This window comes from Yoonia vestfoldensis SKA53, from assembly GCF_000152785.1.
GTDB lineage: Bacteria > Pseudomonadota > Alphaproteobacteria > Rhodobacterales > Rhodobacteraceae > Yoonia > Yoonia vestfoldensis_A.
Map to the genome: position 1 here is coordinate 1972139 of NZ_CH672414.1, position 18209 is coordinate 1990347.

Annotated in this window: 21 protein-coding genes; 7 read left to right on the forward strand and 14 right to left on the reverse strand. The window is 61.7% G+C overall.

Annotation, left to right across the window (positions count from 1 at the left end; genetic code table 11):
- The first annotated feature begins 30 nt into the window (after positions 1 to 30).
- Positions 31 to 375 (forward strand): cupin domain-containing protein, encoded by a 345-nt coding sequence (locus SKA53_RS09595; protein WP_007205941.1) that lies wholly within the window; start codon positions 31 to 33, stop codon positions 373 to 375.
- 4 nt (positions 376 to 379) lie between these two features.
- On the opposite strand, the gene SKA53_RS09600 is transcribed toward SKA53_RS09595, so the two are convergent.
- The 6 genes from SKA53_RS09600 to def (SKA53_RS09625) form a co-directional block, all read right to left on the reverse strand.
- Positions 380 to 1195: a L,D-transpeptidase gene (locus tag SKA53_RS09600; protein WP_040482901.1), complete on the reverse strand. Its 816-nt coding sequence runs from the start codon at positions 1193 to 1195 to the stop codon at positions 380 to 382.
- Positions 1196 to 1348: 153 nt separating this feature from the next.
- Positions 1349 to 2554 (reverse strand): aminopeptidase P family protein, encoded by a 1206-nt coding sequence (locus SKA53_RS09605; protein ID WP_007205943.1) that lies wholly within the window; start codon positions 2552 to 2554, stop codon positions 1349 to 1351.
- 102 nt (positions 2555 to 2656) lie between these two features.
- A complete protein-coding gene (fmt, locus tag SKA53_RS09610; protein ID WP_007205944.1) occupies positions 2657 to 3556 on the reverse strand; it encodes a methionyl-tRNA formyltransferase in 900 nt (299 codons plus the stop codon).
- Between the two features lie 15 nt (positions 3557 to 3571).
- Positions 3572 to 4081, reverse strand: coding sequence for a peptide deformylase (def, locus tag SKA53_RS09615; protein WP_007205945.1), 510 nt, complete (start codon positions 4079 to 4081; stop codon positions 3572 to 3574).
- Positions 4078 to 4536 carry a peptide deformylase gene (gene def, locus SKA53_RS09620; protein ID WP_007205946.1) on the reverse strand — a complete coding sequence of 153 codons (459 nt, stop codon included), beginning with the start codon at positions 4534 to 4536 and terminating at the stop codon, positions 4078 to 4080. The genes def (SKA53_RS09615) and def (SKA53_RS09620) overlap by 4 nt, the downstream gene beginning before the upstream one ends.
- A gap of 4 nt (positions 4537 to 4540) precedes the next feature.
- Entirely contained in the window at positions 4541 to 5062 is a 522-nt protein-coding gene (def, locus tag SKA53_RS09625; RefSeq protein ID WP_007205947.1) for a peptide deformylase, read from the reverse strand.
- Between the two features lie 99 nt (positions 5063 to 5161).
- Between def (SKA53_RS09625) and SKA53_RS09630 the strand changes: the two genes are divergently transcribed.
- Positions 5162 to 6334: a MalY/PatB family protein gene (locus tag SKA53_RS09630; protein ID WP_007205948.1), complete on the forward strand. Its 1173-nt coding sequence runs from the start codon at positions 5162 to 5164 to the stop codon at positions 6332 to 6334.
- A 7-nt stretch (positions 6335 to 6341) separates the two neighbouring features.
- On the opposite strand, the gene SKA53_RS09635 is transcribed toward SKA53_RS09630, so the two are convergent.
- From SKA53_RS09635 to SKA53_RS09665, 7 genes are all read right to left on the reverse strand, one after another.
- Positions 6342 to 6695, reverse strand: coding sequence for a hypothetical protein (locus SKA53_RS09635; protein ID WP_007205949.1), 354 nt, complete (start codon positions 6693 to 6695; stop codon positions 6342 to 6344).
- A 94-nt stretch (positions 6696 to 6789) separates the two neighbouring features.
- A complete protein-coding gene (cobM, locus tag SKA53_RS09640) occupies positions 6790 to 7560 on the reverse strand; it encodes a precorrin-4 C(11)-methyltransferase (RefSeq protein ID WP_007205950.1) in 771 nt (256 codons plus the stop codon).
- A gap of 41 nt (positions 7561 to 7601) precedes the next feature.
- Complete coding sequence (gene cobJ / locus SKA53_RS09645; RefSeq protein ID WP_007205951.1) at positions 7602 to 9413, reverse strand: precorrin-3B C(17)-methyltransferase; 1812 nt, start codon at positions 9411 to 9413, stop codon at positions 7602 to 7604.
- Positions 9404 to 10105, reverse strand: a complete 702-nt coding sequence (cobI, locus tag SKA53_RS09650; protein ID WP_040483252.1) for a precorrin-2 C(20)-methyltransferase — start codon at positions 10103 to 10105, stop codon at positions 9404 to 9406. Before cobI ends, cobJ begins: the two co-directional genes overlap by 10 nt.
- A gap of 46 nt (positions 10106 to 10151) precedes the next feature.
- Positions 10152 to 11354, reverse strand: coding sequence for a bifunctional cobalt-precorrin-7 (C(5))-methyltransferase/cobalt-precorrin-6B (C(15))-methyltransferase (locus tag SKA53_RS09655; protein ID WP_007205953.1), 1203 nt, complete (start codon positions 11352 to 11354; stop codon positions 10152 to 10154).
- Positions 11347 to 11997 (reverse strand): precorrin-8X methylmutase, encoded by a 651-nt coding sequence (locus SKA53_RS09660; RefSeq protein WP_007205954.1) that lies wholly within the window; start codon positions 11995 to 11997, stop codon positions 11347 to 11349. Before SKA53_RS09660 ends, SKA53_RS09655 begins: the two co-directional genes overlap by 8 nt.
- Positions 11998 to 12048: 51 nt before the next feature.
- Positions 12049 to 13290, reverse strand: a complete 1242-nt coding sequence (locus SKA53_RS09665) for a sirohydrochlorin chelatase (protein ID WP_007205955.1) — start codon at positions 13288 to 13290, stop codon at positions 12049 to 12051.
- A 251-nt stretch (positions 13291 to 13541) separates the two neighbouring features.
- On the opposite strand from SKA53_RS09665, the gene SKA53_RS09670 reads away from it, so the two are divergent.
- Positions 13542 to 14390 carry a hypothetical protein gene (locus tag SKA53_RS09670; RefSeq protein WP_007205956.1) on the forward strand — a complete coding sequence of 283 codons (849 nt, stop codon included), beginning with the start codon at positions 13542 to 13544 and terminating at the stop codon, positions 14388 to 14390.
- Positions 14391 to 14491: 101 nt separating this feature from the next.
- Positions 14492 to 15466: a glutathione S-transferase family protein gene (locus SKA53_RS09675; RefSeq protein ID WP_040482903.1), complete on the forward strand. Its 975-nt coding sequence runs from the start codon at positions 14492 to 14494 to the stop codon at positions 15464 to 15466.
- Here the strand turns inward: SKA53_RS09675 and SKA53_RS09680 are convergent.
- Positions 15432 to 15821 carry a response regulator gene (locus tag SKA53_RS09680; RefSeq protein WP_007205958.1) on the reverse strand — a complete coding sequence of 130 codons (390 nt, stop codon included), beginning with the start codon at positions 15819 to 15821 and terminating at the stop codon, positions 15432 to 15434. The two genes, SKA53_RS09675 and SKA53_RS09680, sit on opposite strands and share 35 nt — an antisense overlap.
- A 182-nt stretch (positions 15822 to 16003) precedes the next feature.
- On the opposite strand from SKA53_RS09680, the gene SKA53_RS09685 reads away from it, so the two are divergent.
- From SKA53_RS09685 to cbiB, 3 genes are read left to right on the forward strand one after another with little or no spacing between them, the layout of a single operon-like run.
- Entirely contained in the window at positions 16004 to 16378 is a 375-nt protein-coding gene (locus SKA53_RS09685) for a DUF1636 family protein (protein WP_040483254.1), read from the forward strand.
- A complete protein-coding gene (locus tag SKA53_RS09690) occupies positions 16375 to 17310 on the forward strand; it encodes a threonine-phosphate decarboxylase (protein WP_007205960.1) in 936 nt (311 codons plus the stop codon). Before SKA53_RS09685 ends, SKA53_RS09690 begins: the two co-directional genes overlap by 4 nt.
- Positions 17307 to 18200, forward strand: a complete 894-nt coding sequence (gene cbiB / locus SKA53_RS09695) for an adenosylcobinamide-phosphate synthase CbiB (protein ID WP_007205961.1) — start codon at positions 17307 to 17309, stop codon at positions 18198 to 18200. The genes SKA53_RS09690 and cbiB overlap by 4 nt, the downstream gene beginning before the upstream one ends.
- Positions 18201 to 18209: the final 9 nt, after the last annotated feature.

The following is an 18209-nucleotide window of genomic DNA, read 5'->3' on the forward strand; positions in this document are numbered from 1 at the left end:
GCGCCAGTTTTGCCATGAAAGGGCCGTAACATGCCAGCCACCATCGCGCAGGTGACCGCAGATGGCGTCACCCCCGAGATCAGCCGCCCCAGCGCGGAAAAGCTGATTTCAGGTGATCCGGTCTTTACGACATGGAATATCGAGGATGCGGACGGGCTTTATGCCGGGATCTGGCAATCAACGCCGGGCAAATGGCGGGTCCGATATGACGAATGGGAATATTTCAGCCTGACGGCGGGCAAATCCATCATCACGCCCGACGGCGGCACACCGATCACGCTGACGACAGGCGACAGCTATATCATCCGCCCGGGTTTCACCGGAACATGGGAAGTGGTCGAAGAGACCGTCAAGGATTATGTGATCCGTCTATAGCACGTCAGATCATCCCCATCCACAATGCATCAAGATCAGGCGGGCGGTTCGCCGCCTCGGCATCAGGGCCGATCAGCTCCTCAGCGGCGATCATCGTGGGCGGCAGCTCTACGCCACGGTCGTAATTTTCCGGATCGACGCGCAGCGATTCTTCAGGCGACCGGATCAGCACGGGCATCGGCGCTGTGATCTGGTTGTACAGATGGATGATGTCCTGATTGAACAGGCGAATACATCCCGCCGACCCCGAATTGCCGATGGACGGCAGGTCATTGGTGCCATGGATGCGGTAGAACGTGTCGCGCCCGCCTCGGAACAGATACAACGCGCGCGCGCCAAGCGGACTGCGCAACCCGCCGGGGATACCGGCCCGAAAATCGCCGTACACCTCGGGTTCGGTGCGCAGCATGTTCTGCGTCGGCGTCCAGCCGGGCCATGCGCGCATGAATTGCATCGTCGCGCGTCCTCGGATCGACCGGCCCGCGCGCCCTACGCCCACGGGATAGCGTGTCGCGGTGCCATCGGCCCTCACATGGTACAAAAACTTGGCATAGGGATCTACGTCGAGAGAATTTGGCGGCGCCTCGCCCTGATAAAGGCCGGTCACGCGGCGGTTGACACCCTGCAGGTATTCACTGGGGATACCCGGCAGGTTGTAACCGGCATCCATAATCGGGGCGTACCCCTCGACCCAGTCTAGCTGTGTCGGCGGCTCCGGCTCTGTGACGGCGGGGTCTATTCGTGGCGCGCAAGCTGTCGCGGTACTGCCTAGCAACATCGCGCCAAAGGCGCGGCGACTGATATCATACGACAAGTTCATTCTGCATTCCTTGTGTGTCAGGTGCGGTGTTAACACCGCACCCCCAGACACCGAAACGCAAGACGGGCAAAAAGGTACCGTTGATCGACAAATTGTGACTTTTCGTGACAATTTACCCCAGAAATAGCGCGGATAGGCTGGTTTCAGCCGACGTTACGCAATGATGTTGAAGGCCGGACCATAGGGATAGCCGGTGATATCCTCGTTCCCGTCTTCGGTAATGAACAAAATATCATGTTCGCGGTATCCGCCTGCGCCCGGCTGACCATGCGGGATCGTCAGCATTGGTTCCATCGAAATGACCATGCCGGGTTCCAGCACGGTGGGGATATCCTCGCGCAGCTCCAGCCCCGCCTCGCGGCCATAATAATGCGACAGCACGCCAAAGGAATGGCCATAGCCAAAGGTGCGGTACTGCAGCAGATCGCGGTCAGCCAGGAAGGTGTTGATCTTGGCGGTTACATCCGCACAGATAGCCCCCGGCACAAGCAGGGACATGCCGTATTCATGGGCGGCGACATTCGCCTCCCAGATGGCGAGGCTGGCAGCATCGGCCTCACCCACGAACAGGGTCCGTTCAAGGGCGGTGTAATAGCCGCTGATCATCGGAAAGGTGTTGAGCGACAGGATGTCTCCATTTTCCAGCTTGCGCGACGTCACAGGGTTATGCGCGCCATCGGTGTTGATCCCCGACTGGAACCAGACCCAGGTGTCACGGTACTCGGCCTGCGGGAACCGTGCGGCGATTTCCAGCTCCATCGCGTCGCGCCCTGCCATGGCCACATCAATCTCGCGCACACCCGGTTTGATCGCATCGCGGATCGCATAGCCGCCAACATCGGCCACGGCTGCACCCGCGCGGATGAGGTCCAGTTCAGCTGGCGATTTGCGCATTCTTTGTGCCATTGTCTCTGCCGCCAGATCGACCAGACGTGCCGGTTGCAGATTGTCGCGCAAGGCCAATCGGATCGCCACGGTCAGGTGGTCCGATTCGTAGCCCAGCACCTTGCCCAAACCCGTCACCGACCGCACCGCGCGCCAGTAATTGCTGCGGTCCCAATCGGTATAGGTTATCGCATCGCCATAAGACCGCCGCCAAGGCTGCGCAGCGTCGATGCCTGCGCTGATTGTCACGCAATCGGTCGGCGTGACGACCAGCCCGTATTGCCGCCCGAAACTGCAATACAGAAAGCCGGAATAATAAGCGATGTTCTGCATCGAGGTGAACAACACCGCTTCGACCCCTGCCTTGTCCATGATGGCACGCAGTCCCGCCAGCCGCGCCTCGTATTCGGCAGCGGCAAATGGCAGGGTCTTTTCACCTTGGTGGAATTTATAGAAATGTGGACGCGCTGTCATGGCGGACCCTTTCCTCAACGGTCCCGGCGTTCAGGACGGACAAAGCCAGAGGTAGCGACGCCATCGCCACAGGCCTAGTGCTAGCGCAGGCCGCGCAGCCGATCAAGCCAATCTATCACCCAAGCTGAGCCCGTTCAGAACATCCGCGGCAGGCATCGCACGCTTGCCTTCGCGTTGGGCCGTGGTGATGGTGACGGCACCCGTGGCGCAGGCGATGGTAAAGCCATCCAGCACCGTGCCGGGAGCGGCATTGCCATCCGCTGTTTCAGCCCCCAAAAGCTTGACCCGTTCGCCCGCCACATCGCACCATGCGCCCGGAAACGGCGACAGCCCGTTGATCTGGCGCGCGACCGTTGCTGCAGGTTGGGCCCAATCCACGCGCCCCTCGGCCTTGTCGATCTTGGCGGCATAGGTGACGCCTTCGTCGGGTTGCGGCTCCGGTGTCAGATCGGGCAGACGGCGCAACGCTTCGACAACCAGCCGCGCGCCCATGGCAGACAGGCGGTCATGCAGGGCACCCGTCGTGTCATCGGCGGCAATGTCGGTCGCTTCGCGCAGCAGGACAGGGCCGGTATCCAACCCCGCCTCCATCTGCATGATGCAGACGCCGGTCTGCGCATCCCCCGCCATGATCGCGCGGTGAATGGGGGCAGCACCGCGCCAGCGCGGCAGCAAGGAGGCGTGAATATTCAGGCATCCCAGACGCGGCGCGTCCAGCACCGCCTGCGGCAGGATCAACCCGTAGGCCACGACGACGGCGATATCGGCGTTAAGATCGGCAAACTCCGTCTGCGCCTGCGGATTGCGCAAGCCGACAGGGTGCCGGACAGGCAGGCCCAGTTCCAAAGCCCGCAGATGCACCGCCTGTGGGCGGTCCTTTTTGCCACGCCCCGCCGGGCGCGGCGGCTGGGTATAAACCGTGACAATGTCATGCCCCGCCGCGACCAGCGCATCCAGCACCGGGACCGAAAACTCCGGCGTTCCCATGAAGATGATGCGCATGGTGTTTCCTTTGGATCAGATCGCAGCTTTAGCGGCGATTTTATGTGCTTTCTTGATCAACATATCACGGCGCACCTTGGTCATCCGGTCAATGAACATCCGCCCCGCCAGATGGTCGATCTGGTGCTGTACCGAGGTCGCCCAAAGGCCGACGAAATCACGCTCCTCAACCTCGCCATCCGCGTTCAGAAACCGGACGGTCACGGCACGCGGGCGGCTGATCCGCGCCCAGACGCCGGGCAGGTTGGGCGAGCCTTCCTCATGGTCGCGGAACTCCACCGAACTATGCAGGATTTCGGGGTTCGCCATGCGCACCGCCTGCCCCCGCATGGTCGAGGCATCGACCACTGCCAAGGCCAGCCCGACACCCAATTGCGGCGCAGCCAAGCCGACACCGGGCATGGTGTCCATCGCCACGATCATTTCATCCCACAGTGCGCGGATCTCATCGGTGATCGCGGCAACCGGCGCGGCTGGCGTACGCAACACCGGATGCGGCCACTGCACATAGGCGCGATGCGTCATTGCGCGACCCCGATATCGGTAATCAGCACACCGTCCAGATGATCGTATTCATGGCACACGCAGATCGCTGCGACACCGTCGAACCGGCCTTGCTGCACGTCGCCCGCGATATCCTGCCAGCGCATGTCCACCCATATCGGACGGGTGACCGCAAAGGCACGGTCGGGAATCGACAGGCACGCCTCGACCGCAGTCGCGGTGGTCTTTGACCGTGCGATGATCTGCGGATTGACGAAGGCTTGCGGATCGGGGTCGCCGTCCTTCCATGTCGTGTCGATGACAAAGACCCGCTGCGAGACACCCACCTGCGGCGCGGCCAAGCCTCGGCCGGGGGCAGCATACATGGTCGCCAGCATCTCGGCCACGAGCAGAGCCAGATCTTCGTCGAACGCTGTTACGGGTTCAGCCACGGCACGCAGCACCGGATCGCCATCAAACCGCAGATCCAGTGCCATGCCGTTACCCTCGTGCCATTTCGCGTTTCAGTTTCTGCATCTTGCGGGTGATCATCTGGCGTTTCAGCGGGCCAAGGCAATCAATGAACAACTTTCCGTCCAAATGGTCGATTTCATGCTGCACGCAGGTCGCCCAAAGCCCGTCAAAGCGCGCACGCTGCGGCTTGCCGTCAAGGCCCAGCCACGCCACCTCGACCTCGGCGGGTCGCGTCACTTCGGCATATTGTTCGGGGATCGACAAACAGCCCTCATCGTAAACGGAAGTCGCCTCAGAGGACCAGATAATCTCGGGGTTGATCAGGACCATGGGTTCGGGTGTCGCCTCGGCGTCTTTCTGGCAATCCATAACGATGACGCGGCGCATCACCGCCACCTGCGGCGCGGCCAGCCCGATACCGGGGGCCTCATACATGGTTTCAAGCATATCATCGGCCAGCCGCCGCAGATCATCATCAATGGATGCGACGGGGGCAGTCACCTTTTTCAGGCGCGGATCGGGATGAATCAGGATGGGGCGAATGGTCATGCCAGCGCATTTAGGCCGCGGCGATCAGAAATGCAACGCGGACCGCTTGCACAGCGCAGCGGTCGGGTTAGGCTGCGCCAAAGCCAGAGGAAAAGCGCCATGTCATTCAATACCCCCATCGACCGCCGCAATACGAACAGTTCCAAATGGGACCTGATGGAAAAATTGTTCGGTGTCGCGCCAGACAGCGGGCTGGCGATGTGGACGGCCGACAGTGACTATCAGACAGCACCCTGCGTTCTGGCCGCCATCGACCGCGCGCGCGACCATGGCGTTTTCGGCTATGGGATCGACAGCACGGATTACACCGATGCGATCACTTGGTGGATGCAGAACCGGCATGGCTGGACAGTGGACCCCGACTGGATCGTCTCGACCCAAGGGCTGGGCAATGCAATCGCGCTGTCGCTGCAATTGTGGTCAGAGCCGGGCGATGCGGCGGCGATCTTTACCCCCGTTTACCATGAATTCGCGCACAAGATCACCCGTGCGGGCCGTGTCGTAACCACCTGCCCGCTTGTGCGCGACGGCGATACCTATGCGCTCGACCTCGACGACGCCAAGACGCGGCTGACTGGCCGCGAAAAGCTGCTGATCTGGTGTTCGCCTCAAAACCCCTCAGGCCGGGTCTGGACCACGGCTGAATTGCGCGCCGTTGCCGCCTTTGCGCGCGATAACGGGATGCTGCTGATCAGCGACGAAATCCACCATGATCTTGTCTACCGCGACCATGATTTCGTGCCGATGGCCGTGGCCGCCCCCGATTTTGCCGACAATACCGTCTATCTGACGGCGGCGTCCAAGACCTTCAACATCGCAGGTCAGCGTACCGGCAACATGATCATCCCGAACGCGGATCTGCGCGCCCAAGCCCAGACATGGCAGGCGATGATGGATTACAAACCCGGCAGTCTGGCCATCGCGATGATCACCGCCGCCTATTCCGCCGAAGGGGCGGCTTGGGCCGATGCGCAAATGGACCATCTGCAGGCCAATCGCGACCTTTTTCAGGACGGGTTGCGCGCCATCCCTGGCGTCTGGTCGATGCCGTTGCAATCGACCTATCTGGCCTGGGTGGATTTTTCGGGCACCGGCATGGACCATACCCAGATCGCAGCACGCATCCGAGATGACGCAAAAATTGCCGTCTCTCCTGGCCCGGCCTTTGGCTCTGGCGGCGAAAACTTCATGCGGATCAACTTCGCCACGCAGCGCCATGTTGTCGAAGACGCCGTGCAGCGTCTGCAACACGCGTTCCGCGACCTGCAATAGCGCGGCGTCAGCCGCGTTTTTCCAGCAATCCGGCAGGGACGAAATCAGGATGCACAAAATCGGCGGCAGGCCGGTCAGCCACTGGCGTCAGCCATTTGAACTCGAACACGCGTTCTTCGTCATCTGCGACGGCGGAAACCACAAGACATTGATACAGGTGCTTTGGGCCGTCATAGATATCGACATGGCCGCGCAATTTATCGGACCCTTTCAGGTCCAGCGCAAAACCACCATCCCACAACCGCCTGATCCTATGGGTTGCATCGCCATCGCGCACCGACAACCTGTCCTTGCGGCGAAGCGCGGCTTTGCGGGCATCTTCCAATCCTTGGCGCACCGCTTCCGGCAAAAACGTATACATTCGAATCCCCCTGTTCCGCTAAGTGTGCGCACACAAAGGTAAAAATCAAGTAACGCGATCCGCCGCGATGCAGCATGATGCAGCCACGCGCCAGTCAGTCCGCCTTGACGCGCGGACGCAGCACATGCGGCTTGGCCGCGTCATAAAGTGCGGAATCAGGAAATCCGTGGTTTTCCGACAATGCAGGCCCCACCAAAATCAGCGCCGTGCGCGTGATCTTGGCCACGCGCACCTGCGCATGGATATCGCTCAACGTGCCACGCAGGATCAACTGGTCGGGCCAGCCCACGCGATAGATCACGGCCACCGGACAATCCGCGCCGTAGAACGGCACCAATTGGCGCTCGATCTCGCGCAGCGCACGGATCCCCAGATGGATCGCCAGCGTCGCACCGCTGCGGGCAAAATTCTCCAGCGTCTCGCCCGCGGGCATGCCGGTCGATTTCATCGACATGCGTGTCAGGATGATGGATTGCGCCACTTCCGGCACGGTCAGTTCGGTCCCCAGCGCCGCCGCCGCAGCGGCATAGGCCGGCACGCCCGGAATGATCTGGTAATCGATCCCATCCGCCTTCAACCGCCGGATCTGTTCGGCAATCGCCCCGTAAAGCGACGGATCACCCGAATGGACCCGCGCCACATCCTGCCCCTTGGCATGGGCCTGCAGAATAACAGCATGGGTGTCGTCCAGCGTCATCGGGGCTGTATCCAGCACCAGCGCATCTGCTGGCGCACAAGCGACGACCGCCTCTGGCACCAGTGATCCCGCATAAAGGCACACAGGGCATTCCCCGATCACCCGCGCCGCCTTGAGCGTCAGCAGTTCGGGGTCACCGGGGCCCGCCCCAATAAAATAAACGGTCATCTTCTCTTTTCCCCAAATACTCCCGCCGGCAGGCGGAAATGTCATCCTGCCGCAAGATCACCATCAATCTTGCGGGCATAGCCGCGCGGCGTATACATCCGCGGCCCTGTCCCCAGCTGCGCCAGCCGTGAATGCGACGATCCGACCAGCACCACCGTCAGCATATCAACTTCGTCCACATCCAACTGATCCAGACGGCGATAGCGGATATGCTCCTCCGGCCGCCCCAGTGACGAGGCCAGCATCACCGGCGTCTCGGCGGGGCGATGGCGCAACAGGATGTCGCGCGCCTCGGCCAGCAGGGTGCGCCGGCGCAGCGACACCGGATTATAAAACGCAATCACGAAATCGCCGATCGCCGCCGCCTGCAACCGTTTGATGATATCGCCACGCGGCGTCAGCAGGTCCGACAAGGAAATCGCGCAGAAATCATGGCCCAAAGGCGCGCCTGCCCGCGCCGCCGCCCCTTGCAAGGCACTGACACCGGGCGAACAGACCACCTCGACCCGGCGGGCCGCATCCGACACACCCATCTGGTCAGCGCTGCGGTCTAGGAGCTCGAACACCAGCGCCCCCATCGCGTAAATTCCCGCATCACCCGAACAGACCAGCGCCACATTCTTGCCCAGCCCCGCCTGTTCCAGCGCATAACGACAACGATCCTCCTCGCCACCCAGCGGGAAATCCGACCGCTGCTTGCCAATCGCCAATGGCCCCAGCAGATCGATATATAGCCCGTACCCCACCAGTTCCTCGGCCTCGGCCACCAGCCGCGACACTTCGGGCGTGCGCCATGCCGCCTGACCGGGGCCGATGCCCACGACAGACAAGCGCCCGCGTCCGCGGCCCGCCAATACGGTGATCGGGGCGGGTGCAATCGCCAGCGCACAGGTCGCATTGGCCGTCTTGCGCTTGGCGATCAGCAATGTCGCCTGCGCCCCCGCCTGCGCCAATGCGGCCGCTTCGGCCACGCCATGCGTGCCGACCTCGGCGAAAACGACGTCGGACGGGGTGGCCAAACGCGGGGTCAACGCCTCAAGCTCCGCTGCTTCGAACAGGCGCAGTGGCACGTCCAGCGTGCGCGCCAGATCAATGATCGCCGGTTCATCCGCTTTCAGCGTGATCGTGTTGACGGACTGCACGGCCTCCGCCGCAACACCAGCCTCCGCCAGCACCTCAGCGACCAATGCAGCCATCTCGGCAGGGTCACAATCGCGCGCACAGCCCAGACCCAACGTCAGGCGCTGCGGCGCGAATTGCAGATGATCCACCCCCAGATCAAACTGCGCCTTTATCGTGCAGGATAGCCGCAAAGCATCGCCTGCGGGCAAATCTGCCAGCCAAGGCGCATCACCCAAGACCCGCGCCCCGCCCCCCGATAAAAGCGCTGCCATCGCCCCCTTGGCATCTTCGCGGTTGACCAGCCTCCAGCCGCTAGGTGGTTCATCCAGCGCCACGCCCAGCGCCACATCGCCCGCCGTCGTCACCGCTGCCACAGCGCCAAGTGCTCGCGCAATTTGCGCCGCCAGCCGGTTCGCGCCGCGATGGCCACCCAACAAGGGCACAACCACCGCACCATCATCGGACACGGCAATTACCGGCGGCTCCGCCCTCTTGTCCGCCAGCAAGGGAGCGACCGCACGGATCAGGATGCCCGCCGCACAAACCCCGACCACCGGCACACCGGCAGCGAACAGATCACGCGCATGATCCAGCGCATTGGCAAAAAACGTATCCGCCTTTGCCACGCGCCCCTTGCGGCCATGGACCTGCGCACCCAAGACAGCGGCAACACGATGCGCCACAGCCTCGCCCGAGGCAGACAGCGCCAGAACAACCGGTTTCACAGCCATGGATCAGCCCCTTTGGTCAGCAGGATCATTGAAAAATAAGGTGCGGCCGCAGGTGCGTCAGCCAAGGGCAGCACGACCTCGTCGGGCAGGGTCGCGCGTTCGACATAAACCGCCATATCCGTCAGCCCCAGATCGGCGATCACTGTACGGATCTTCGTCAGATGGCGGCCCACCTTCATGATAACGACACTTTCGGCACCATCGATGCGCGCGCGCAATTCCTCCTCGGGCAAAGGACCAGGCAAAACGGTCAACCGCTCATTGCGCGCCACCAAGGGCCGGCCCGCCCGCGCGGCACAGGCGGTGATCGACGTCACCCCCGGCACGATCTCGACGCGGTAACGCCCCGACAGACGCGCAAACAGATACATGAACGACCCGTAAAAGAATGGGTCACCCTCACAAAGGCAGACAACATCCTGCCCAGCATCGAGCGCCGCCGCAATCTGCACAGCCCCGGCGTCATAGGCCGCCTGCGCAGGCGCGCGTTCGACGCTCATTGGCACATCCATCACGATCTCGCGGGCGTCAGGCGCGATCAGATCAGCAGCAATCGCACGCGCAAAACTCGCAGCCCCTGCCAACGTCGGATAGGCTACAACAGCGGCCCCTTCGATCAATCGCGCAGCGCGCAGCGTGATCAGATCCGGCGCGCCAGGGCCAAGACCGACGCCGTAAAGCACACCCGTCACCATCCGCCCTCGCTTTGTTTGAAATACTCCCGCCGGAGGCTAAAAATCATCTTTTTACAAGGCTCCATTGCGTCACCGGCATCAGCGGTCGCCAGCCAGTCAACCGCCCGACAGGTTCGGCGCGATGCACCGAAAGTTTCACCAGATCGCCGCCATGCGTCTTATGCAGGGCGATCAGTTCCGCCTCGCTTTCCAGCGTCACGGCGTTGGCGACCAACCGGCCCAAGGGGCGCAAGGCGGCCCATGCAGCGTTGAACGTTTCACGGCTCAACCCGCCACCGATGAAAATCGCATCGGGGGCGTCCAAGCCATGCAAGGCCTGCGGTACCATCCCGTCGATCAGTTCCAGCTTTGGCGCGCCCAGCGCCAATGCATTGGCGGCGGCAAAGGCGCGTCGGTCTGCACGCGGCTCGATCCCGATGGCGCGGGCATAGCGCGCGGCGCGCATCCACTCGATGGCCACAGACCCGCAGCCACAGCCGATGTCCCAAAGCAGCGCGCCACGCATCGGCATCAGCTTGGCGAGGGTGACAGCGCGGATTTCTTGCTTGGTCATGGTGCCGTCGGACTGGAACAATTCATCCGCCAACCCCGGCACGCGGGGCAGCAGGGCCGCATCAGGGGCCGCGATACACTCTACAGCCAGCGTATTAAACGCAGGTACATCATGCGCCCAGGTTTCGGCCACACCATCAAAACGCGCCTCGTCCTTGCCGCCCATCGCCGCCAGCACCGTCATGCGCGACTGCCCAAAGCCACGCGCTGCCAGAAACGCCGCGATCTGGGCGGGCGTTTCTGCACCGGTGGTCAGGATCAACAGCCGCGCATCGGGCTGGATAAACGCGATCATCTGTTCCACCGGACGGCCATGCACGGTCAACGTTTCGACATCCGGCAACGACCAGCCCATCCGCGCCGCCGCCAACTGGAACGCAGACAATTGCGGGTGATAGACAATCTGTGCCGGATCAATCGCGCGTCCGATCCGCGCACCGACCGAGAACCACAAAGGATCACCTGTCGCAAGCACGACAACGCGTCTGCCCTGCAGGCCCCTGATCGTGGAAATCAGCGCATCAAACGGATGCGGCCAGGCCAGCCGTTCCGCTGTCAGGTTTTCGGCCAGCACATGATGCCGATCGCCCCCGATGATAACCTCGGCGGCTTCGACCACCGCGCGGGTTGCAGGCACCAGCCCCGCCATTCCATCCTCGCCGATGCCGACGATATGCAGCCATGCGTCAGACATCCTCGGGCAACCCCGCAGCCAGCGCATTCACTGCGGCCGACGCCATGGCCGACCCGCCACGCCGCCCGCGCAAGGCGATATAGTCGCAACCGCGCGGATCGCGCGCGAGTTCTGCCTTGCTTTCGGCAGCCCCGACAAAACCCACCGGAAACCCAAGGATCACTGCCGGTTTCGGCCATCCTGCATCAAGCAATTCCAGCAGGTGAAACAGCGCTGTCGGCGCATTGCCGATGGCGACAACCGCGCCAGCGATCCGGTCCTGCCACAGCTCGACCGCAGCGGCAGAGCGGGTATTGCCAATCTTGGCTGCAAGCGCGGGCACCGCGGGATCGTTCAATGTCACGATCACATCGTTGCCAGCTGGCAGATAGCGCCGGATGATTCCTGCACCCACCATTTCGCAATCACACAGCACGGGTGCACCGGCGCGCAAGGCTTGCTGCCCTGCCACCACCACCTGTTCGGAATAGGCGAGCCTGTCGACGATTTCCACCATACCACAGGCGTGGATCAACCGTGTCATCAGCGGATGCAGGTCAGCCGCAAAGCGGTCAAGCCGCGCCTCGGCCCGCACGGTGGCGAAGCTTTGCGTATAGATTGCCTTGGGGTCGGTCTCGTAGGGACGCAATATCGGGCCTTTCATCTGGCACAAAGACCTGAGCCTCCGGCGGGAGTATTTTCAACAAAGCGAGGATCAGGGTTTCGTTTTGCGCGCGCTTTCCGGTCCATGCGGGTGTTTGGCATGGGGGTAGGGCGCGTGGTGATGGTGGTCATGGTCGTGATCGTGACCGTGGTGATGGTGGTGATCATGCTGATCCTGCACCACAAGACGGCACATGCCGGTGCAGAACGTGGTGCAAAGTTTGCAATCGGCCACGTTTGATCCGGGCGCGCTCGCACCCTGGCCTTCGACATGGTGATGGTGGCTTTCTTGTAAGGCGCCGACCTCGCCCTCGAACCCCAGCACTTGCGTGCGGTATTTGCACAATACGCAGGTCGCGGGCGGCACCGCGCCAAAGGCAGGGTGGCTGCGGTCGGCGGCGCTGATCGTGTGGTTATGCCCATCCTCCAGCGCCAGCATCTGCGCGCGATAGCCGCAGATGCCGCAATTGGGCGGTGGGGTTGCGCTGTCTTGTTCCAGAATACGTTCGGCAAAGGTTTCCAGCACCTTGGGATGATCGCCAAGATACCCTGCCTTCACAAACTGAATGCCGGGATGTTCGGCGGCGACCTGATCGGTAAAGCCGTAGATCCGGTCGATCAGGATGCCTGAGAACAGAAAATACGGGAACACGATGATCCGCTTGTAAGGCAGGCGGGCGGCATGTTGCAGGCAGGGTTCAACCAGCGGAAAGGTCACGCCGGAATAGCCGACCTCGCACCAGCCAAAGCCCATGCCTTCCTGAATCATCCGCGCGATTTTTGCGACATTGCCGTTGGCGTCAGGGTCGGATGCGCCGCGCCCGATGACCACCAGACAGGTTTCCGCCACCGGCAGCGCGCCATATTTGACATTGGCGCGATCCACGGCTTCTTGCACGCGGCCTGCGGCGGCGGCAATCATCTTGGGGTCAATCCCCAGTTCGCGGCCATAATTCACGGCCAATCCATGTTTGGCAGCATAGGTGTTCAGCACGGTAGGAATGTCGTTTTTGGCATGCATCGCAGCAAAAAGCATTCCTGGCACCGCCAGAATCCGGTCACAGCCCGCCGCGCGCAGCCGGTCCAGCCCGTCACGGATCACAGGATTTGCAAATTCAAGATAGCCGTAGTCGGTGACCCAGTCGTCGGGCAGATAGGCAGGCAGCTTTTCCGCCAGCACCGCGAATTCATCCACGGCAGACTGGCTGCGCGATCCATGGCCACAAATCATCACACCTGTTTTCACGCTGTTTTCCCTTCGCCGCTGGCTCGGTCGGTCATGGCCGGATTTCATTTCTCCCGACATGACCAGAGACCCGCAAACCACGGGTGCGACGATGCGACAGCCTGGTCCCCGTCTGGGTCGACCGTCCTGTCTCCAACCGTTCTGGCCCTGCAAGGGCTTCGTCTGATTGGCGGTATAGACGGCCCATGCAGACGGGGCAAACGGTTAAGCGACGTAACCTGTGTTGGGTCCGACGTATCTTGTGGCGCTACAGGGAATATGGCAGGCCAAGGGCGCAAACCTGAACGGATGGCATACGCGTGAATGACTGGTATCTGATCCTGATGATCTGGGGTGACGCCTATAGTGACGCCGATTGCAACCGCCTGATCCGTAACGCCCATATGCATAGCCCCAGCTTGAAGGGTGCCATCGTGCTGTCGGACAGGGTCGATCGGGATTTGGACCCCCGTGCGATACAATGTCGGATCAGTCCGGATTTCGATCGCAGCGATTTCAAGAAAAATGGCCTGGCCGTCAAGATTTCATTGTTCGAGATTGATGTATTGCCGCCCGGCGCCCGTTGCGTCTATGTCGATCTTGACAGCGTGATCATTGGCGACCTGGGAAAAGTCGCCGCGCTGACGCTGAGCGCACCCCTGTGGACCTTGCCAACACCCCGCGCGCGGCTTGACGCTTGGTCGCGGCTACGCTGGCGGTTGAGCAGGGGCCGACGATATGGCGCTGGAAACTCTTCCGTCTTTGCCTATCGCAACGCATTTCCAGGCAATCCGACAGCCAAGTTCCGCAACAAGACAACCGTTTTCGGGCAGGCAGCATCAGACGATATCCGCAGCAATGACGACCGGTTCATCGGGTGGTCCTGTCAGGACGTCATCCGTCCGCTGCCCACGCAGCTGGCGGTCAGGTTCAGGATCGAGTTTCTGGAAGTGACATTCTGGATGAACAGGATCAAGGCGCGCTATCGGCGCAAGGCGCGTCAATCGCTTGTTGTTGTCACGTTTGACGGGGCGCTCACCAAACCGGCAGTGATCGCCGCGCTGCGCGATGGCGCGGTGATTGCCGACCATCATGGTCGCCGCGCAAGATGGACAGATCTGGAAATGAGCGGTCTGCGCCAGACCATGCAGGATGCCTTGCAAGACTGATCACGCCACCATTGTGCGCAGACGCACCATCGCTGCGCCGTCATTCGCCTTGGTTCATCACGGCCAAGGGGTTAGGTCGGATGCAACAAAGGAGCATCATCATGGGCCAACTGGTTGACGGCATCTGGCACGACGTCTGGTATGACACCAAGACATCAGGCGGCAAATTCGAACGTACAGAGGCATCGTTCCGCAACTGGATCACAGCAGACGGGTCTGCGGGTCCATCGGGGACAGACGGTTTCCCGGCGGAATCGGGGCGCTATCATCTATACGTCTCTTACGCCTGCCCCTGGGCGCATCGCGCGCTGATCTTTCGCGCGCTGAAGGGGTTGGAGGATCACATCAGCATCTCGGCCGTGCATCCAGACATGCTGGGCGAAGGCTGGTCGTTTCAAAAGGACGACAACGGGGCCACCGGCGATACATTGTTTGGGTATGATTACGCCCGCGAGGTTTATTTGCGCGCCCTGCCCGACATGACAGGCCGCGTCACCGTGCCGATCCTTTGGGACAAACAGCGCGAAACCATCGTTTCCAACGAATCGTCGGAAATCATCCGCATGTTCAATTCCGCCTTTGACGCGATCACCGGCAACAGTGACGATTATTGGCCATTGGCATTGCGCGATGCCATCGTGCCGGTGAACGACCGGATCTATGACACTGTCAATAATGGTGTTTACAAATCGGGTTTTGCCACGACGCAGCAGGCATACGAGGATGCGGTTTATCCGCTGTTCGACAGTCTTGACTGGCTCGAAGACCGGCTGGGCAAGTCCCGCTATCTGATGGGCGACCGGCTAACCGAGGCGGACTGGCGTCTGTGGACGACCCTGCTGCGGTTCGATCCGGTCTATCATTTGCATTTCAAATGCAATCGCAAACGGATCGCGGATTATCCGAACCTGTCAGGTTTCCTACGCGATTTGCACCAGATTCCGGGCATCGCCAAGACGGTGAACATGGATCACATCGTGCGGCACTATCATTACAGCCACGATACGATCAATCCGAACCGGATCATCCCGATCAACCCGGTCATCGATCTTTCGCAGCCGCACGGTCGGGCCTAAGGCTACCGTAATAGTGGACGATCGCGGCCAAATCGTTCGGCGGGGTCGCGGTCTGGATAAAGGCGCGCGCATTCCCGCTATAGCCGAAAATAGAACCGTCAGAGAACACCGTGGTATCCGTGACGAACACCACGTTGGCCCATGGTTGCCGGAACTGCGCCATGTCGGCAACGGCAAGCGCGCTGCAACCGTCCAGCATGACGTCAAGCACGATCACGTCAAAAATGATCGTCTCCAGCGCCGCAAGCGCCGCCACGCTGGTGCGCGCCTGCGTGACCTGCGCATCAAGCATTTCCAGATGCCGCTGCCAGGTCGCAGCAAGCCCACCATTGCCATGAATGATCAGAACATGCATGTTATCGGGCCGATCCTTGCTGGCTTACCGGCGGGTCCAGATGACGGGGAGCCAGCCATCCCCGAGCTTGGAACCATCATCCACGAACACACAATCATGGCAAAAGATTGTATCTTTCGTCTGATCTTGCGGATCACGCGATTATCCGCTTGAAAGGCGTTGATCATGACGGGCGGCAAAAAATGACAACTTGGATAACGATTTGCGACACCTGCAAGCGCGAAGGCTGGGACTCGGGCACGATGGCCCAGACCGACGGCGAGGCACTGGCAGGACTGATCGAGGCAGCGGCCTCGGGACTGGCCGGGGTGAAAACACGCCGCGTATCGTGCCTGATGGGCTGCAAATCTGGCTGCAACATCACCATTCAGGCGCCCGATAAGCTGAATTATACGCTGGGTGACTTTACGCCGGATACGGATGCGGCGGCTGGCATCGTGGCCTATGCGCAGGCCCATGCCCAAAGCCCGACAGGTCAGGTTCCGTTTCGCGACTGGCCACAAAGCATCAAGGGTCATTTCGTGACACGCCATCCACCCTTGCCCGCCAGCGAATGACGGTTGCGCGCGATCATGGCGGCGGGCTTGATGCCGCCATCGCGCGCCATGGTGGCAGCCGTGCGACATGGCTTGATCTGTCCACGGGGATCAATCCCGTCCCTTACCCGCTGCCGCAATTTCCCGCCGATGCCTGGACAGCGCTGCCGGACAAGGCGGCTTTTGCACGCCTGCATAATCTCGCACGCGGCTTTTGGCGCGTACCACAGGACGCGACGATCCTTGCAGCAACAGGGGCCTCTGCCATTATCGCGGCCTTGCCACGCGTGTTTGCGCAGGGCGAGGTCTGTATCCCCGGCCCCACCTATAACGAACACGAAGCCGCTTTTCGCGCCGCAGGCTGGACCATCGGCACTGTGCCGCGTCACGCGCTGGTCGCTGTGCATCCCAACAATCCCGACGGGGCTATCTGGTCCGCGCCGGATTTCACCACGCAGGTCACCATCATCGATGAAAGCTTTTGCGACGTTTTGCCTGAAAGGTCGCTGGTCCATCTTGCCAGCCGCCCGAACACGGTGGTGCTGAAAAGCTTTGGCAAATTTTGGGGGCTGGCGGGCCTGCGCCTTGGCTTTGCCATCGGTGACCCTGCGGTCGTCGCGCGGTTGGCGGAGATCTTGGGCCCGTGGCAAGTCTCTGGCCCCGCGCTGAACATCGGGGCAGAAGCCTTGGCCGATCTACAATGGGCTGATACGACACGGGCAAGGCTGGTGCAGGATGCCCACAGGCTCGACCAACTTGTGACTGCCAAAGGCGCCAAACTGCTGGGCGGCACCTCCCTGTTCCGGCTATACCGCGTTGATGACGCCGCAGCTTGGCAGGACAGGCTGGCGCAAGGCCATGTCTGGTCACGCATCTTTCCCTATGCGGGCGACTGGCTGCGCCTTGGCCTGCCTGCCCCCGACCGCTGGGCGCAGCTGGAGGCCGCATTATGACATTGTTTTTCGGCATGATCCTTGATGCGCTGTTCGGAGAGCCGAAATGGCTCTGGTCGCGCTACCCGCATCCGGCTGTCCTGATGGGGCGGCTGATCGGCTGGTGTGACCTGCGTTTTAACGCAGGCCCCGCGCGGCAAGGCAAAGGCATCGCCGTACTGACGGGGCTGGTCGTCGGCGCAGGGCTTTTTGGGCTGATCCTTGACGCGCTGCCGGGTACAATCATCGACATTCTGATCGTCGCCGTACTGCTGGCGCAAAAATCGCTGGCCGATCATGTACGCGCCGTAGGCAACGCCCTGCGGCTGTCACTGGGCGACGGCAAGCGCGCCGTGGCGATGATCGTAGGGCGCGATACCCAAGCCATGGACCGGCCCGCCGTCGCACGTTCCGCGATTGAAAGTGCCGCCGAAAACCTGTCCGACGGGGTGATCGCGCCCGCTTTCTGGTTCCTGATCGCGGGGCTGCCGGGGCTTTTGATCTACAAGATCGTCAATACCGCCGACAGCATGATCGGCTACCGCACGCCGTGCCACGCCGAATTCGGCTGGGCCGCCGCCCGGTTCGACGATCTCATCAACCTGATCCCTGCGCGCCTGACAGCGGCGATGATCTGGGCCGTGACCAGCCGCCCTGACCCGCGCGGCATCTTGGCTGACGCGCCCTTGCACCGCTCGCCCAACGCAGGCTGGCCAGAGGCGGCGATGGCCCATGGCCTTGATATCGCGCTGAGCGGGCCGCGCAGCTATGACGGGCAATTGCGCGACTATCCTTTCGTGAACGGGGGCGGCGAACATGATCTGACGCCGGACGACATCGACCGCGCGGTGGGTGTCTTGTGGAAAACATGGGCGGTGATGCTGATTCTGGCATTGATCACCACAGCCTGACCCGTTTCC

Coding starts and splice junctions, on each gene's coding strand:
- SKA53_RS09595 (WP_007205941.1), top strand. CDS start 31: ATGCCAGCCACCATCGCGCAGGTGACCGCAGATGGCGTCACCCCCGAG.
- SKA53_RS09600 (WP_040482901.1), bottom strand. CDS start 1,195: ATGAACTTGTCGTATGATATCAGTCGCCGCGCCTTTGGCGCGATGTTG.
- SKA53_RS09605 (WP_007205943.1), bottom strand. CDS start 2,554: ATGACAGCGCGTCCACATTTCTATAAATTCCACCAAGGTGAAAAGACC.
- fmt (WP_007205944.1), bottom strand. CDS start 3,556: ATGCGCATCATCTTCATGGGAACGCCGGAGTTTTCGGTCCCGGTGCTG.
- def (WP_007205945.1), bottom strand. CDS start 4,081: ATGACGCATCGCGCCTATGTGCAGTGGCCGCATCCGGTGTTGCGTACG.
- def (WP_007205946.1), bottom strand. CDS start 4,536: ATGGCACTGGATCTGCGGTTTGATGGCGATCCGGTGCTGCGTGCCGTG.
- def (WP_007205947.1), bottom strand. CDS start 5,062: ATGACCATTCGCCCCATCCTGATTCATCCCGATCCGCGCCTGAAAAAG.
- SKA53_RS09630 (WP_007205948.1), top strand. CDS start 5,162: ATGTCATTCAATACCCCCATCGACCGCCGCAATACGAACAGTTCCAAA.
- SKA53_RS09635 (WP_007205949.1), bottom strand. CDS start 6,695: ATGTATACGTTTTTGCCGGAAGCGGTGCGCCAAGGATTGGAAGATGCC.
- cobM (WP_007205950.1), bottom strand. CDS start 7,560: ATGACCGTTTATTTTATTGGGGCGGGCCCCGGTGACCCCGAACTGCTG.
- cobJ (WP_007205951.1), bottom strand. CDS start 9,413: ATGGCTGTGAAACCGGTTGTTCTGGCGCTGTCTGCCTCGGGCGAGGCT.
- SKA53_RS09655 (WP_007205953.1), bottom strand. CDS start 11,354: ATGTCTGACGCATGGCTGCATATCGTCGGCATCGGCGAGGATGGAATG.
- SKA53_RS09660 (WP_007205954.1), bottom strand. CDS start 11,997: ATGAAAGGCCCGATATTGCGTCCCTACGAGACCGACCCCAAGGCAATC.
- SKA53_RS09665 (WP_007205955.1), bottom strand. CDS start 13,290: ATGAAATCCGGCCATGACCGACCGAGCCAGCGGCGAAGGGAAAACAGC.
- SKA53_RS09675 (WP_040482903.1), top strand. CDS start 14,492: ATGGGCCAACTGGTTGACGGCATCTGGCACGACGTCTGGTATGACACC.
- SKA53_RS09680 (WP_007205958.1), bottom strand. CDS start 15,821: ATGCATGTTCTGATCATTCATGGCAATGGTGGGCTTGCTGCGACCTGG.
- SKA53_RS09685 (WP_040483254.1), top strand. CDS start 16,004: ATGACAACTTGGATAACGATTTGCGACACCTGCAAGCGCGAAGGCTGG.
- SKA53_RS09690 (WP_007205960.1), top strand. CDS start 16,375: ATGACGGTTGCGCGCGATCATGGCGGCGGGCTTGATGCCGCCATCGCG.
- cbiB (WP_007205961.1), top strand. CDS start 17,307: ATGACATTGTTTTTCGGCATGATCCTTGATGCGCTGTTCGGAGAGCCG.